The organism is Cellulomonas sp. HD19AZ1 (assembly GCF_004535805.1).
Classification (GTDB): Bacteria; Actinomycetota; Actinomycetes; order Actinomycetales; family Cellulomonadaceae; genus Cellulomonas; species Cellulomonas iranensis.
The window spans coordinates 54,850-70,249 of record NZ_SPHX01000002.1 but is presented as its reverse complement, the minus strand read 5'-3'; the positions used below and the strand labels follow the sequence as shown (position 1 = coordinate 70,249).

Here is a 15,400-nt window from a genome sequence, read left to right as displayed (position 1 = left end):
GGGTAGATTCCTCCCCATGACGTCCCCCCTGGGCCGGCTGCGCCCTGAGCACCCGCCGGCCCGCAGGGTCGACGACCTCGTCGCGGCGTTCGCGCTGCGGACCACCGGCCCCGACGCCGCCGGGACCACCTTCACGGGTGTGTCCATGGCGAGCGGCGACGTGGCGCCGGGCGACCTCTTCGTCGCGGTGCCGGGCCTGAAGGTCCACGGCGCACGGTTCGCGGCCGACGCGGTCGCGCGCGGGGCCGTGGCCGTGCTGACCGACGACGAGGGCGCCGCGCTCGTGCCCGCCGGCACGCCGGTGCTCCTCGCCGACGACCCCCGGCTGCTGGCCGGGCCGGTGGCCGCGTGGGCGCTGGGCGACCCCGGCGAGCGCCTCGTGACCGTCGGCGTCACCGGCACGAACGGCAAGACCACGACGACGTACTTCGTCGACGCCGCGCTGCGGGCCGTGCACGAGCGCACCGCCGTGCTGGGCACGGTCGAGCTGCGGATCGGCGACGACGCGGTCGAGAGCCCGCGCACGACCGTCGAGGCGCCCGTCCTGCAGTCGCTGCTCGCGCTCGCGCGCGAACGCGGCGCGACGGCGCTGACGACCGAGGTCTCGTCGCACGCGCTCGCCCTGGGGCGCGTGCTCGGCACGCGGTTCGACGTCGTGGGCTTCACGAACCTGCAGCGCGACCACCTCGACTTCCACGGCGACATGGAGGGGTACTTCCGCGCGAAGTCGCGGCTGTTCTCGCCCGAGCAGGCGCGCCGCGGCGTCGTCGTCGTGGACGACGTGTGGGGCCAGCGTCTCGCCGAGGAGGCGCCGATCCCGGTCGAGAGCGTCGCGACGCGCGCGGGCAGCCCGGTGTGCGCGGGCGCCGACTGGGTCGTGGTCGACGCCGACGTGGGCCTCGACGGCGTGGGCTCGCGGTTCTCGCTGCGCGGGCCCGACGGCCGCGTGCACGAGGCGCACAGCCCGCTGCCGGGTCTCGTCAACGTGTCGAACGCCGCCCTGGCCGTCGTGCTCGCGCACGCCGCGGGCGTGCCGCTGGGCGCCGCGATCGACGCGGTCGGGCGCGCGCACGCGATCCCGGGACGCATGGAGCGCGTCGTCGAGCGCGGCGACGGCTGGCCGCTGTGCCTCGTCGACTACGCGCACACGCCCGACGCGCTCACGCTCGCGCTCGAGGCGGTGCGCCCGATCACGCCGGGCCGGCTCGTGCTGGTCTACGGGTCCGACGGCGACCGCGACCGCGGCAAGCGCCCGATCATGGGGCAGGTCGGCGCGCGGCTGGCCGACGTGCTCGTGGTCACCGACGAGAACCCGCGCTCGGAGGACCCCGCGTCCATCCGGGCCGCCATCCTCGAGGGCGTGCGCGACGTGCGCCCCGACCTGGCCGACGTGCACGAGGCGACCAGCCGCGCGCAGGCCATCCGCGACGCCCTTCGTCTGGCTGGTCCGGACGACACCGTGATCGTCACGGGCAAGGGCCACGAGCCGACCCAGGAGATCGCCGGGGTGTTCCACCGCTACAACGACCGTGACGTGTTCCTCGCCGCCCGCGCCGAGCGCCGGGAGCAGCACGCGTGATCGCCCTCACCGCCGCGGAGATCGCGGCCGCGACCGGCGGCACGCTCGCCGGCGTCCCCGCGCACCAGGTCGTCACCGGCCCGGTCGTCGTCGACTCGCGCGAGGCGCTGACCGGCGGCCTGTTCGTCGCGCTGCCCGGCGAGCACGTCGACGGGCACGACTACGCGCCCGCGGCCGTCGAGGCCGGCGCCGCGCTGGTGCTCGCCTCGCGCGCCCTCGACGGCGTCCCGTGCGTCGTGGTGCCCGACGTCGAGCGCGCGCTGGGCGACCTCGCCCGCGACGTGCTCGTGCGCCTGCGCGAGGCCGCGGCGGCCCCCGGCGGCAGCGGCCTGCGCGTGCTGGGCGTCACCGGATCGGTCGGCAAGACCACGACCAAGGACCTGCTCGCGCAGCTGTGCGGCGCGGCGGGCCCCACGGTCGCGCCCGTGCGGTCGTTCAACAACGAGATCGGGCTGCCGCTCACGGTGCTGCGCGCCGACGAGGCCACGCGGTTCCTCGTGCTGGAGATGGGCGCGAGCGGCCCCGGCCACCTCACGTACCTCACCGACGTCGCACCCCCCGACGTCGCCGCTGTCCTGCTGGTGGGCCACGCCCACCTGGGCGGCTTCGGCGGCACGGTCGAGGACGTCGCGCGCGCCAAGGCGGAGATCGTCGCGGGGCTCGTGCCCGACGGCACGGCGGTGCTCAACGCCGACGACCACCGCGTGCGCGCGATGGCCGCGCAGGCCCCCGGCCCGGTCGTGCTGTTCGGCGTCGCGCCCGACGCGCAGGTGCGCGCGGCGGACGTGCGTCTCGACGGGCTCGGTCGCGCGTCGTTCACGCTCGTGCACGCCGTGGACGGCGCGACCCACGAGCGTCGCGTGGAGCTGCGGCTCGTGGGGGAGCACCACGTGCACAACGCGCTCGCTGCCGCGGCGTGCGCGCTCGCGGTCGGTCTCGACCTGGACGACGTCGTCGCGGGCCTGTCCGCGGCCGACGCGCTGTCGCCGCACCGCATGCACGTCGTGGACCGCCCCGACGGCGTGACCGTGGTCGACGACTCGTACAACGCCAACCCGGACTCGATGCGCGCCGCGCTCAAGGCGCTCGCGGTCATCGCCGGGCGCGAGCGTCGCTCGGTCGCGGTGCTCGGCGAGATGCTCGAGCTGGGCGACGAGCACCGCACGGCGCACGACGCGATCGGACGGCTCGTGGTGCGCCTCAACATCGGGCTCACGGTCGTCGTCGGCGAGGGCGCGCGTGCGATCCGCGACGGGGCCAACCACGAGGGGTCGTGGGGCGACGAGGTCGTGCTGGCCGACGACGTCGACGCCGCGGCCGCGTTCCTCGCGGACGAGCTCCGCGCGGGCGACGTCGTGCTCGTGAAGTCGTCGTACGGCGCCGGCCTGTGGCGCCTCGGCGACGTGCTGACGGGGGCCGACGCATGAGGGCCGTCCTGATCTCGGGCGGCATCTCGATGCTGCTCGCGCTGCTCGGCACGCCGCTGTTCATCCGGTTCCTGGTCCGTCGTCAGTACGGTCAGTTCATCCGGCAGGACGGGCCGACCGCGCACTTCACCAAGCGTGGCACGCCCACGATGGGCGGCGTCGTCATCATCGGCGCGACGCTCGTCGGCTGGGCGCTCGGCCTGCTGCTGACGGGGACCCGTCCGAGCGCGTCCGCGCTGCTCGCGCTGTTCCTCATGACCGGGCTGGGGGTCGTCGGCTTCCTCGACGACTTCATCAAGATCTCCCGGCAACGGTCCCTCGGGCTGTCGCCGCTGTGGAAGATCGTGGGCCAGGGCGTCGTGGGCGTCGTGTTCTCGGTGCTCGCGCTGCAGTTCCCCAACGGGCAGTTCCGCACGCCCGCGTCGACGCGCATCTCGTTCATCCGTGACACGAACCTCGACCTCGCGTTCGCGGGCGTCACGGTCGGCCTCGTGCTGTTCGTGGTCTGGGCCAACTTCCTCATCACCGCGTGGTCGAACGCGGTGAACCTCACCGACGGCCTCGACGGCCTCGCGACGGGCGTGTCGCTCATCGTGTTCGGCGCGTACGTCCTGGTCGGGGTGTGGCAGTTCAACCAGAGCTGCCAGGCGATCCTGTCCGCAGGGCCACGGTGCTACGAGACGCGCGACCCGCTGGACCTCGCGGTGGTCGCCGCGGCCATCACGGGAGCGCTGTTCGGCTTCCTGTGGTGGAACGCCAGCCCCGCGAAGATCTTCATGGGCGACACCGGCTCGCTCGCGCTGGGCGGTGCGCTCGCGGCTCTCACGATCCTCACGCGCACCGAGATCCTCGGCGCGATCATCGGCGGGCTCTTCGTGCTCATCGTGCTGTCGGATGTCATCCAGATCGGCTTCTTCAAGATGACCGGCAGACGGGTGTTCAAGATGGCGCCGCTGCACCACCACTTCGAGCTGTCGGGGTGGGGCGAGGTGACGATCGTCATCCGGTTCTGGATCATCGCCGGGCTGTTCGTGGCGCTCGGCGTCGGGATCTTCTACGCGGAGTGGGTGGCGCAGTAGGTGGACGCACGTTTCGACGGTCGCACCGTGCTGGTCGCGGGCCTCGGGGTCTCGGGGCGCGCAGCGGCGCAGGTGCTGGCCGACCGCGGCGCCCGCGTCGTGACGTACGACGACCGCGCGCCGGAGGCGGACGCGCACGACGTCGCGGTCCTGGTCGCCGACGGTCTCGCCGGCGCGGACCTCGTCGTCGCGTCGCCGGGCCTGCCGCCGCACCACGCGCTGCTGGTCGCGGCGCGCGAGCGCGACGTGCCCGTCTGGAGCGAGGTCGAGCTCGCGTGGCACGTCCGCGTGCCGCGCGACGGCGGCGACGGCCCCGCGCCGTGGCTCGCCGTCACGGGGACGAACGGCAAGACGACGACCGTCGGGATGCTCGAGTCGATCCTGCGCGCCGCCGGTCGGCGCACGCTCGCGGTGGGCAACGTCGGCACGCCGGTCGTGCTCGCGGCCGTCGACCCCGCGCTCGACGTGCTCGCGGTCGAGCTGTCGAGCTTCCAGCTGCACCACACGTCCTCGATGTCGGCGCAGGCCGCGGCGGTGCTGAACGTCGCCCCCGACCACCTCGACTGGCACGGGTCGCTCGAGGCGTACGCGGCGGACAAGGGCCGCATCTACGAGCACGCGCAGGTCGCGTGCGTCTACGACGCGAACCAGCCCGTGACCGAGCGGCTCGTGCGCGACGCGGACGTCGTCGACGGCTGCGTCGCCGTCGGTTTCACGCTCGGCACGCCCGCCGTGGGGCAGGTGGGGCTGGTCGACGACGTGCTCGTCGACCGGGGCTTCGCGCGGCTGCGGCACACGCACGCGGCCGAGCTCGGCACGCTCGCGGACCTGGCGCAGCTCGCCGGGCCGGGCGGCGTCGTGCCGCCGCACGTCGTGCGCAACGCCCTCGCGGCGGCCGCGCTCGCGCTCGCGCACGGCGTCGAGCCCGCGCACGTGCGGGACGGGCTGCGGGCGTTCGCGCCCGGGGCGCACCGCATCGTGACGGTCGGCCGCGTCGACGACGTCGCGTACGTCGACGACTCGAAGGCGACCAACGCGCACGCCGCGTCGGCCTCGCTCGCGGCCTTCGAGCCCGGGTCGGTCGTGTGGGTCGCGGGCGGCCTCGCCAAGGGCGCGGAGTTCGACGACCTCGTGCGCGAGCGGCGCGACCGGCTGCGCGGCGTCGTGCTCGTCGGCGTGGACCGTGCGCCGCTGCGCGACGCGCTCGCCCGACACGCGCCCGACGTCCCGGTCTTCGAGGTGGACGCCGGTGACACTGAACCGGTGATGGACCGCGCCGTGACCGCCGCGCGCCGGCTCGCCGCCGGTGCGCCGGAGGGCGTGCCCGTGACCGTGCTGCTGGCGCCGGCCTGCGCGTCGATGGACCAGTTCACCTCGTACGCCGCGCGCGGCGACGCGTTCGCCGCGGCCGTCCACCGCCTCGGGGGCGACGACGCCGGGCAGGAGCGGCGCGCGGACGGCGCGCCGTGACGCCCGGCCCCGACGCGCGCCCGCGCAGCGCACCGACCCGCGCGGTCACGCCGCCCGGCGGCACGCCCGAGGTGCGCGAGCCCGCGTTCCTCGGCACCTGGAACTCCGCCGTGACGAGCTACTACGTGCTGCTCGGGGCGACGCTGCTGCTCGTCGCGATCGGGCTGGTCATGGTGCTGTCGAGCTCGAGCGTCGAGTCGCTCGCGGCCGGGAAGTCGCCGTACGCGGTGTTCTTCAGCCAGGCGCAGTACGCGCTCATGGGGCTGCCCGTGCTCCTCGTGCTGTCGCGGGTGCCCGTGCGTCTCATGCGGGCGGCGGCGTGGCCGCTGCTGGGGTTCGCCGTGGTGTTCCAGCTGCTGGTGTTCACGCCGCTCGGGTGCGGTGCGGGCGGCAACCGCAACTGGGTGTGCGTGCCGGGCTTCACGGCGCAGCCCTCGGAGGCGGTCAAGCTCGCGCTCGTGGTGTGGCTCGCGGCGGTGCTCTCGCGCAAGCTGCGGCTGCTGCACGAGTGGCAGCACGCGCTGGTGCCCGCCGTCCCGGTGGCCGGCGTCGCGATCGGCGTGGTGCTCCTCGGGCACGACCTGGGCACCGCGATGGTGATGGTGCTGCTCGTGGCCGGGGCGATGTTCGTCGCGGGCGTGCCCCTGCGGATCTTCGCGGTCGCCGGCGCGGTGGCCGCGGCGGGCGTCGCGGCGCTCGCGATCGGCAGCGAGAACCGGATGGCGCGCATCATGTCGTGGCTGTCGGCGGACTGCGACGTGCAGAACGAGTGCTACCAGACGCTGCACGCGGGCTACGGCCTGGCGACGGGCGGCTGGAGCGGCGTCGGCCTCGGGCAGAGCGCCGAGAAGTGGTCCTACCTGCCGGCCGCCCACAACGACTTCATCTTCGCGATCCTCGGCGAGGAGCTCGGCATGGTCGGCACGCTGCTCGTGCTCGCGCTGTTCGCGCTGCTCGCGTTCGCGATGGTCCGCATCATGCGCCGTCACCCGGACCCCTTCGTGAAGATCGCCACCGCGGCCGCCTTCGCGTGGATCGTCGGGCAGGCGCTGGTCAACATCGCCGTCGTCATCGGACTGGCCCCCGTCATCGGGGTGCCGCTGCCGCTCGTCTCCGCCGGAGGTTCCGCACTCATCATGACCATGGCCGCCCTGGGCATGCTGCTCTCGTTCGCCCGTTCCGAGCCGGGCGCCGCCGAGGCGCTCGCCGCTCGACCCTCGGTCGTGCGGCGTTCGCTCGCGGTGATCGGGCGGACCCGTGGCTGACGCGCCGGGCGTCCTGCTCGCGGGCGGCGGCACCGCGGGGCACGTCAACCCGCTGCTCGCGGTCGCCGACGAGCTGCGCCGCCGGCACCCGCACGGGCGGATCGCGGTGCTCGGCACGGCCGAGGGCCTGGAGTCCCGGCTCGTGCCCGAGCACGGCTACGACCTGCACGTCGTGCCGCGCGTGCCGCTGCCACGCCGTCCCACGCCCGACTGGCTGCGGCTGCCCGGGCGGCTGCGCGCCGCGGTGCGTGCCGCGCAGGACGCGATCGACGCGGTCGACGCGCACGTGGTCGTCGGGTTCGGCGGGTACGTCGCGACGCCCGCGTACCTCGCGGCGCGCCGGCGCGGGATCCCCGTCGTCGTGCAGGAGCAGAACGCCCGCGCGGGCCTCGCGAACCGGCTGGGTGCGCGGTGGGCGGCCGCGGTCGCCGTGACGTTCGAGGGCACCGCGCTCCCGGGTGCGCAGGTGACCGGCCTGCCGCTGCGCACCGCGGTGCAGGACCTGCTCGCGGCCCGCGCCGTCGACGCCGCCGCGACGCGCCGCGAGGGTGCCGCGGCGCTCGGGCTCGACCCCGAGCTGCCGACGCTGCTGGTCACCGGCGGCTCGCTGGGTGCGGTGAGCGTGAACCGTGCCGTGGCCGGTGCGGCCGCCGACCTGCTCGCGACGGGTGCGCAGGTGCTGCACCTGACGGGCCGCGGCAAGGCCGACGAGGTGCGCGCGGCGCTCGAGGGCGTGCCGGGCGCCGAGCGCTACCACGTGGTGGAGTACCTCACGGCCATGGACCGCGCGCTCGCGGTCGCGGACGTCGTCGTCGGCCGCGCGGGCGCCGGCACGGTCTGCGAGCTCGCCGCGCTCGGGATCCCGGCGGTCTACGTGCCCCTGCCGTTCGGCAACGGCGAGCAGCGGCTCAACGCGGCGGGCGTCGTCGCCGCGGGCGGCGGGGTCCTCGTGGACGACGCCGACCTCACGCCGGCGTGGGTCCGCGCCCACGTCCCGGTGCTGCTGGGCTCGGGGGACGCGGCGCAGACGCGCGCGCGCATGGGCGCGGCGGCCGCCGCGGTCGGCGTCCGCGACGCCGCCGCGCGCGTCGCGGACCTGGTCGACGCGCAGCTGCCCGCGCACCTGCGGGCCACGGCACCGGCGGCCGTCGGGCGCCGGGCGCACGTCCCCGCCGTCGCGGACCCGGGGGAGCGCGGGCCGGTGGCGCTGGCCGACCTCGGCCGTGTGCACCTCGTCGGCGTGGGCGGTGCGGGGATGTCGGCGGTCGCGCCGCTGCTCGCGGCGCGCGGCCTGCGGGTCAGCGGGTCCGACGCGCACGACGGCCCGGCGCTCGCGCCGCTGCGGGCCGCGGGCGTGACGGTGCACGTGGGGCACGACGCCGCGCACGTCGAGGACGTCGACACGCTCGTGGTCTCGTCGGCGGTGCGCGACACCAACCCCGAGGTCGCCCGGGCGCGCGAGCGCGGCGTCCCGGTGCTGCACCGGTCCGAGGCGCTGGCCGCGCTCATGGCGGACCGCGACGCGGTCGCCGTCGCGGGCGCGCACGGCAAGACGACGACGTCGGGCATGGTGGCCGCGGCGCTCGTGCACGCGGGCGCCGACCCGTCGTTCGCGATCGGCGGGGTCGTGCGCTCGACCGCGGGCACGCTCGGCGGTGCGCGGCACGGCGAGGGGCCGTTCGTCGCCGAGGCCGACGAGTCCGACGGCTCGTTCCTCGCCTACGAGCCGCTCGTCGCGGTCGTGACGAACGTCGAGCCCGACCACCTGGACCACTACGGCACGCAGGAACGCTTCGAGGCCGCGTTCGAGCGGTTCGCCGACCGCGTGCGCGACGGCGGGCTGCTCGTCGCGTGCGCGGACGACGCGGGGTCGGCGCGCCTCGTCGCGGCCGTGCGCGACCGGCTCGCGACGCGCGGTGTCGAGGTGCGCACGTACGGCACGGCCCCGGACGCGGACGTGCGCGTCGGCGAGAGCACGGCGACCGACGACGGCCGGTGGCGCGTCGAGCTGACGCCGCGCGACGAGCCGCCGGTGGTGCTGCACCTGCGCGTGGCCGGTGCGCACATGGCGCTCGACGCGGCCGCGGCCTGGTGCGCGCTGCGTCGGCTGGGCGTCCCGGGCGAGGAGGCCGCGGCCGGGCTCGGCGACTTCGTCGGGACGGGTCGCCGCTTCGAGGACCGCGGCAGCGCGGACGGCGTGCGCGTGGTCGACGACTACGCGCACCACCCGACCGAGGTCGCGGCGCTGCTGCGGACCGCGCGCCAGGTCGCGGGCGAGGGTCGCGTCGTGGTGCTGTTCCAGCCGCACCTGTTCTCCCGCACGCGCACGTTCGCGCGCGAGTTCGGCGCGGCGTTCGACCTCGCCGACGCGGTGGTCGTGACCGACGTGTACGCGGCGCGCGAGGACCCGGACCCCGAGGTGACGGGTGCGCTCGTCGTCGCGCACGTGCCGACGCCCGGCAAGGCCGTGTTCGTGCCGGGCCGCCAGGACGCCGCGCGGGCCGCGGCCGCGCTCGCGCGCCCCGGCGACCTGCTGCTGACGGTCGGGGCGGGTGACGTGACCGACCTGGGCCCGGTCGTGCTGGCGGAGCTGGCGGCCCGCGCCGAGGTCGCGGGCGCGGAGGCGACGCCGGCCGACGGTGGTGCCGCGGGTGGTGCCCGGCCGTGAGCCCGCAGCGCCCGCCGGCACCGCGACGCCCGGCGGCGTCGCGGCCGGCGGCGCCCCGACGTCCGGTCGCACGCCCCGGTCCGGCGCCGACCGCCGAGCCGTCGCCGTCCGGCGACGAGCCCGGCACGACGCCGACCCGCGCGGCGCGTCCGGTCGCGCGCCCGGGGCCCGCCGACGGACGGGCGGCTGCCGGCGGGTCGGGGCGCGCGGCGAGCGGTCCCGGGTCGCGTCCGGCACGGGCTGCCGACGCGACGCCGCGCGAGGGTGCGCGGGGTGCGGCGCGCGCGACGTCGGGTGCGACGCCGACGGTGCCGTCGACGGGGGCGACGCGGACCGTCACGACGTACACGACGGGTCGGTTCTCCGGGCCCGTGCGACCGGCCGTGGTCTCCACCACGTCCCAGGAGCGGTTCGCCGAGCGCGCGCGGGCGCGCCGGCACCTCGCGCGCCGGCAGCTGCTGCTCACGGCCGGGGGCGTCCTGGGCGCGGGGGGCCTGGCCTGGCTGCTGCTGCTGTCGCCGGTGCTCGCGCTCGACCCGCAGAAGGTCGAGGTCACGGGGGCCGGGACGGTCGTGGCGGTCGACCAGGTGCTCGCGGTGGTCGCGGAGCGTGCGGGGACGCCGCTGCCGCGGCTCGACACCGTGGGTCTGCGCGACGCCGTGCTCGACGTGCCGGGGGTGCGCGAGGCGCGCGTGGTGCGCGAGTGGCCGGACGGGCTCGCGGTCCAGCTGGTGTCCCGCGAGCCGGTCGCCGCGGTCCCCGAGCCGGACGGCGGGGGCGTCGTCCTGCTCGACGAGCAGGGCGTGCAGGTCGGTCGCGCCGACGCCCCGCCGGAGGGGCTGCCCACGGTCGACGTGCCGGTCGGCGACGAGCGCACGCTGACGGCCGTCCTGCGGGTGCTCGAGCAGCTGCCGCCCGACCTGCTGGCGCAGGTCGGGTCGGTGGCGGCCCGGACGCAGGACACCGTGACGATGCAGCTGCGCGACGGTCCCCAGGTCGACTGGGGGAGCGCGGACGAGACGCCGTTGAAGATCGCGGTGCTGCAGGCGCTGCGTGCGGCGCCGCAGGCGGCCGGTGCGTCGGTCCTCGACGTGTCCGCACCGCGCCTGCCGATCACCCGGTGACGGGGTCGACGCCGCCGATGGCGGCGAGGATCGCCGACACGCGCGCGGCGGTCGTTGAACGACGGGGAGCGGCGACCTAGCGTCACGTCCCGACAACACACCTGACATAACTCTCACCCTCAACCTGAGGGTGAAGGTTCATCGCACCAGTCCCGCGCGCCGGGGCGAGCACCAGCGGCCCAGCACGCCGCGACCCGCGAACGAGAGGCACCCACCGTGGCAGCTCCGCAGAACTACCTGGCGGTCATCAAGGTCGTCGGCATCGGCGGGGGCGGCGTCAACGCCGTGAACCGCATGATCGAGGTCGGCCTCAAGGGTGTCGAGTTCATCGCCGTCAACACCGACGCCCAGGCCCGGCTCAGGGCCGACGCCGACGTCAAGCTCGACGTCGGCCGCGAGCTCACGCGCGGGCTCGGCGCGGGCGCCGACCCCGAGGTCGGCAAGAAGGCCGCCGAGGACCACGCGGAGGAGATCGAGGACGTCCTGCGCGGCGCCGACATGGTCTTCGTCACCGCGGGCGAGGGCGGCGGCACCGGCACGGGCGGTGCGCCCGTCGTCGCGCGCATCGCACGCTCGCTCGGCGCGCTGACGATCGGTGTCGTCACGCGGCCGTTCACCTTCGAGGGCCGCCGCCGCTCGGTCCAGGCCGACGCGGGCATCGACGCGCTGCGCGCCGAGGTCGACACCCTCATCGTCATCCCGAACGACCGGCTGCTGTCGATCTCCGACCGCAACGTCTCGGTGCTCGACGCGTTCCACTCCGCCGACCAGGTGCTGCTGTCCGGCGTCCAGGGGATCACCGACCTCATCACGACCCCCGGCCTCATCAACCTCGACTTCGCCGACGTCAAGTCCGTCATGCAGGGCGCCGGGTCCGCCCTCATGGGCATCGGGTACGCGCGCGGCGAGGACCGCGCCGTGCAGGCCGCCGAGATGGCGATCTCCTCGCCGCTGCTCGAGGCGAGCATCGACGGGGCGCACGGCGTCCTGCTGTCGATCCAGGGCGGCTCCGACCTCGGGCTGTTCGAGATCAACGAGGCCGCGCGCCTCGTCCAGGAGGCGGCGCACGCCGAGGCGAACATCATCTTCGGCGCGGTCATCGACGACGCGCTCGGCGACGAGGTGCGCGTGACCGTCATCGCCGCCGGGTTCGACGGCGGTGGTCCGGTGCAGCGCCGCGACGGCCGCGCGCTCGGCCAGGTGAGCGGGTCGACGGCCCGCCAGGTCCCCGCGGTCGCGCCCGTCACGACCCTGCCGGGTGCGTCGGCCGTGCCGACGCCGCGCCCCGTGCAGGTCGCGGACGAGGACCTCGTGCCCGTGGGCTCGTCCGCGGCGACGGGGGCCTCGCCGCAGCAGGAGGTGCCCGCGTTCCTGTCGACCGAGGCCGAGCCGCGTCCGGTCACCGGTGCGCTCGAGGTGCCGCGGGTCCTCGCCGAGGAGCCGCCGGCCCGTCGTGAGCGCGACGACCTCGACGTGCCCGACTTCCTCAAGTAGGGGCGGTCGTGCCGGGTGCGCCCGCCCCGGCGGACGACGTCGAGCTCGCCGTCGTCCCGCTCGGGCCGGGTGTCCTCGCGGGGTTCACGTCGCGGGCGGGCGGGGCGAGCGCCGGACCGTGGGCAGGGCTCAACCTCGGGTCCGCCGTCGGCGACGACCCGCAGGTCGTCGCCCGCAACCGGCACGCCGTCGCGCAGCGCCTCGGTGCGCCACTCGTGCTCGCGACCCAGGTGCACGGCGCCGACGTCGTCCGTGTCGGCCCCGGGGGTCTCGACCCCGAGGTCCGCGCCGACGCGCTCGTGACCACGGCGACCGGGGTCGCGCTCGGGGTCTACGTGGCCGACTGCGCGCCCGTGCTGCTCGCGGACCCCGTGGCGCGCGTCGTCGCGGCGGTGCACGCGGGTCGCCCGGGGCTCGTGGCCGGCGTCCTGCAGGCCGCGGTCGCGGAGATGGTCGCGCTGGGCGCCGACCCCGGCCGCACCCGCGCGGCCGTCGGGCCCTGCATCGCGGCCGCCTCCTACGAGGTCCCCGCGGCGATGCGGGACGCCGTCGCGGCCCGGGTCCCCGCGGCCGCGGGCATGACGGCGGCGGGCACCCCCGCGGTCGACCTCGCGGCGGGCGTGGTCGCGGTCCTCGCGGCGTGCGGCGTCGGCGACGTCCACGTGGACGGCCGCGACACCTACGGCGACGCGGCGCTCTACTCGCACCGCCGCTCCGTCCACGAGCGCGCCCCGGCGACGGGGCGCTTCGCGGGCGTCGTCCGGCTCGTGGACCCCGCCGCGGCGCCGTGACGTGGCACGGGTCACGGCCGGTGCGCCCGACTCCCGACACGCCCGCGTGTCGCCGAGCCGCGTGCGGTCCGCGTTGCTAGCGTGACCAGCGCAGGGACGTCCGGCACCGGTCCGACGGTGACGGGGCGTGCGGGGGCGCGGGAGTCGGGGAGACCTGGCGGATGGGAGACGACGCGATGGCCGGAGCGCTGCGCAAGACGATGCTGTACCTCGGCCTGGCCGACGACCGGTCCGACCACGAGGAGTACCTCGAGGAGTACGAGGAGACGGAGACCGCCGTGCCCGAGGAGACCTACGAGGCGCAGGTGACGCCGCTGCACCGCACGCCGCGCGTGCAGGCCGCGCCCGCCCCGCGCGAGTCCGGCGACCTGCGACGCATCACGACGATCCACCCGCGCTCGTACAACGACGCGCGCAAGATCGGTGAGGCGTTCCGCGAGGGCACGCCCGTGATCATGAACCTCACCGACATGGACGACGCGGACGCCAAGCGGCTCGTCGACTTCTCGGCCGGGCTGATCTTCGGCCTGCACGGAGCCATCGAGCGGGTCACCGCCAAGGTGTTCCTGCTCTCGCCCGCGCACGTCGAGCTCGCGGGCGACACCGCGGCGCCCGAGCCGCCGGCGCGCGCCGGCTTCTACAACCAGAGCTGACGCGTGCGCATCTTCGCGAACCTGCTCTACCTGGTCGTCCTCGTCTTCTTCCTGCTGCTGCTCGTGCGGCTCGTCCTGGACTGGGTCCAGGTGTTCGCGCGCGAGTGGCGGCCGACCGGCTTCGTGCTGGTCGTCGCCGAGGTCGCCTACAGCGTGACCGACCCGCCGCTGCGCGCGCTGCGACGCGTGCTGCCCCCGATCGGCATCGGCTCGGTGCGTCTGGACCTCGCGTTCCTGGTGCTCGCGCTGGGCTGCACGTTCCTGATGTCGCTGCTCGCGAGCGTGTGAGCAGCCGAACGACACCGCGGCGGACCCGCCGTGATGCACGCCGGGCGACCCGCGTCGCCCGTGCCCCGGGGGGCGTGCACCGCCCCGAAACTCCGCTACCGTGGCCCGAGGTGGTCGGTGGACTGACTGCCGCCGACCGGACCCAGTACGACCGACAGAGGTGACGACGATGGCACTGCTCACCGCAGACGACGTCCTGAACAAGAAGTTCCAGGCGACCAAGTTCCGTGAGGGCTACGACCAGGACGAGGTCGACGACTTCCTGGACGAGGTCGTCAACACCCTGCGCGACCTGCAGGGCGAGAACGACGACCTCAAGACGAAGCTCGCGGCCGCCGAGCGGCGCATCGCCGAGCTGAGCCGTGCCGGGGCCCAGCAGTCCGCGCCGGCGCCCAAGCCGGAGCCGACGCCCGAGCCCACTCCCGCCCCGGCGCCCGCGCCGGTGCAGCCCGCGCCCGTGCCGGCCCTGGCGCAGCCGCCGGTGGCGGCCACGTCGGCGCCCGCGCCGGGTCGCAGCAGCGAGCCGGAGTCCGCGACGGGCATGCTCGCGCTGGCCCAGAAGCTGCACGACGACTACGTCCGCAGCGGCCAGGAGGAGTCGGACCGGCTCATCAACGAGGCCAAGACCCGCGCGACCCGCATCGTGCGCGAGGCCGAGGAGACGTCGCAGCGCACGCTCGGCCAGCTCGAGCAGGAGCGGTCGCTCCTCGAGCGCAAGATCGACGAGCTGCGCGTCTTCGAGCGCGACTACCGCACGCGACTGAAGAGCTACCTCGAGAACCTGCTGGGCGACCTCGAGAACCGCGGCAACGCGCTGCCCCCGCGCTCCGGCCAGGGTCAGCCGGTCGCGGAGACGCAGAGCATCTGACGTACCACGACGCCGCCGGGGGAGGTGCCACCCCCGGCGGCGTCGGCGTACCCCGGGACGGCCGGGGCGGTGTGGTCGCGCGACCACACCGCCCCGGCCGTCGTCGCGTGCCCCACGTCACGGCGCGGGTGCAGGTCGGCACGGCGTGTCGCGCCCGCGGCGGGGGCGGCGCGTGATGTTGTGCGCGGGCGCAGACGCGCATACAGTCGCCGCACTCGAGACGGGGGGAACGTCCGTGAGCACCAACGATGCACTGAGCACGCTGACGACGGGGTCGCAGAAGGGTCGGGCGGCCCTCGTGGCGGTGCTGCCCGTCCGTGACGGGGAGGACCCGTGGACCGACGGGGAGCTCGCGGAGGTCGCCACCGAGCTGACCGCCGACCGCGAACGCCTGACCGCGGAGCTGGCCGAGGCCGACGCCGAGCTCTCCGAGCTCCTGCGCAACTCCGGCGACGGCGCCGGTGACGACCAGGCGGACTCCGGGTCGTCGGCGCTCGAGCGCGAGCACGAGCTGACGCTCGTGAACAACACGCGCGACCTGCTGGAGCAGACGACGCACGCGCTCGACCGCCTCGCGGCCGGCACGTTCGGGGTCTGCGAGTCGTGCGGCCAGGCGGTGGGCAAGGCGCGCCTGCAGGCGTTCCCGCGCGCCGTGCTGTGCGTGACGTGCAAGCAGCGCGAGGAGCGGCGCTGA

13 protein-coding genes are annotated in these 15,400 nt (G+C 75.9%); all 13 read left to right on the top strand.

All coding sequences use genetic code 11. The annotated features are described in order from the left end of the window. The first annotated feature begins 16 nt into the window (after window positions 1–16). Window positions 17–1,579, top strand: coding sequence for a UDP-N-acetylmuramoyl-L-alanyl-D-glutamate--2,6-diaminopimelate ligase (locus E4A51_RS03875; RefSeq protein ID WP_070319547.1), 1,563 nt, complete (start codon window positions 17–19; stop codon window positions 1,577–1,579). After that, a complete protein-coding gene (gene murF, locus E4A51_RS03870; protein WP_070319546.1) occupies window positions 1,576–3,006 on the top strand; it encodes a UDP-N-acetylmuramoyl-tripeptide--D-alanyl-D-alanine ligase in 1,431 nt (476 codons plus the stop codon). Before E4A51_RS03875 ends, murF begins: the two co-directional genes overlap by 4 nt. Then, window positions 3,003–4,085 carry a phospho-N-acetylmuramoyl-pentapeptide-transferase gene (gene mraY / locus E4A51_RS03865; protein ID WP_070319545.1) on the top strand — a complete coding sequence of 361 codons (1,083 nt, stop codon included), beginning with the start codon at window positions 3,003–3,005 and terminating at the stop codon, window positions 4,083–4,085. Before murF ends, mraY begins: the two co-directional genes overlap by 4 nt. Beyond that, entirely contained in the window at window positions 4,086–5,555 is a 1,470-nt protein-coding gene (murD, locus tag E4A51_RS03860) for a UDP-N-acetylmuramoyl-L-alanine--D-glutamate ligase (RefSeq protein WP_070319544.1), read from the top strand. Beyond that, window positions 5,552–6,820 carry a putative lipid II flippase FtsW gene (gene ftsW, locus E4A51_RS03855; RefSeq protein ID WP_082131333.1) on the top strand — a complete coding sequence of 423 codons (1,269 nt, stop codon included), beginning with the start codon at window positions 5,552–5,554 and terminating at the stop codon, window positions 6,818–6,820. The genes murD and ftsW overlap by 4 nt, the downstream gene beginning before the upstream one ends. Continuing rightward, a complete protein-coding gene (gene murC / locus E4A51_RS18955; RefSeq protein ID WP_070319543.1) occupies window positions 6,813–9,488 on the top strand; it encodes a UDP-N-acetylmuramate--L-alanine ligase in 2,676 nt (891 codons plus the stop codon). Before ftsW ends, murC begins: the two co-directional genes overlap by 8 nt. Window positions 9,489–9,871: 383 nt before the next feature. After that, entirely contained in the window at window positions 9,872–10,612 is a 741-nt protein-coding gene (locus E4A51_RS03845) for a cell division protein FtsQ/DivIB (RefSeq protein WP_233421251.1), read from the top strand. Between the two features lie 216 nt (window positions 10,613–10,828). Further along, a complete protein-coding gene (ftsZ, locus tag E4A51_RS03840) occupies window positions 10,829–12,106 on the top strand; it encodes a cell division protein FtsZ (RefSeq protein ID WP_134850934.1) in 1,278 nt (425 codons plus the stop codon). Between the two features lie 8 nt (window positions 12,107–12,114). Continuing rightward, on the top strand, window positions 12,115–12,897 hold the full coding sequence (locus E4A51_RS03835) for a polyphenol oxidase family protein (RefSeq protein WP_134850933.1): 783 nt from the start codon (window positions 12,115–12,117) through the stop codon (window positions 12,895–12,897). Between the two features lie 176 nt (window positions 12,898–13,073). After that, the gene (locus E4A51_RS03830; RefSeq protein ID WP_046528186.1) at window positions 13,074–13,550 is read left to right on the top strand and encodes a cell division protein SepF; all 477 of its coding nucleotides are present in this window, start codon (window positions 13,074–13,076) and stop codon (window positions 13,548–13,550) included. A 3-nt stretch (window positions 13,551–13,553) separates the two neighbouring features. Next, entirely contained in the window at window positions 13,554–13,838 is a 285-nt protein-coding gene (locus tag E4A51_RS03825) for a YggT family protein (protein ID WP_046528187.1), read from the top strand. 169 nt (window positions 13,839–14,007) lie between these two features. Continuing rightward, the gene (locus E4A51_RS03820) at window positions 14,008–14,706 is read left to right on the top strand and encodes a DivIVA domain-containing protein (protein WP_046528188.1); all 699 of its coding nucleotides are present in this window, start codon (window positions 14,008–14,010) and stop codon (window positions 14,704–14,706) included. A gap of 235 nt (window positions 14,707–14,941) precedes the next feature. Continuing rightward, window positions 14,942–15,400: a TraR/DksA family transcriptional regulator gene (locus tag E4A51_RS03815; protein ID WP_370297454.1), complete on the top strand. Its 459-nt coding sequence runs from the start codon at window positions 14,942–14,944 to the stop codon at window positions 15,398–15,400.

Excerpts from the sequence above, each read along its gene's own strand:
- E4A51_RS03875 (WP_070319547.1), top strand. The coding sequence starts at position 17 with ATGACGTCCCCCCTGGGCCGGCTGCGCCCTGAGCACCCGCCGGCCCGC.
- mraY (WP_070319545.1), top strand. The coding sequence starts at position 3,003 with ATGAGGGCCGTCCTGATCTCGGGCGGCATCTCGATGCTGCTCGCGCTG.
- E4A51_RS03830 (WP_046528186.1), top strand. The coding sequence starts at position 13,074 with ATGGCCGGAGCGCTGCGCAAGACGATGCTGTACCTCGGCCTGGCCGAC.
- E4A51_RS03820 (WP_046528188.1), top strand. The coding sequence starts at position 14,008 with ATGGCACTGCTCACCGCAGACGACGTCCTGAACAAGAAGTTCCAGGCG.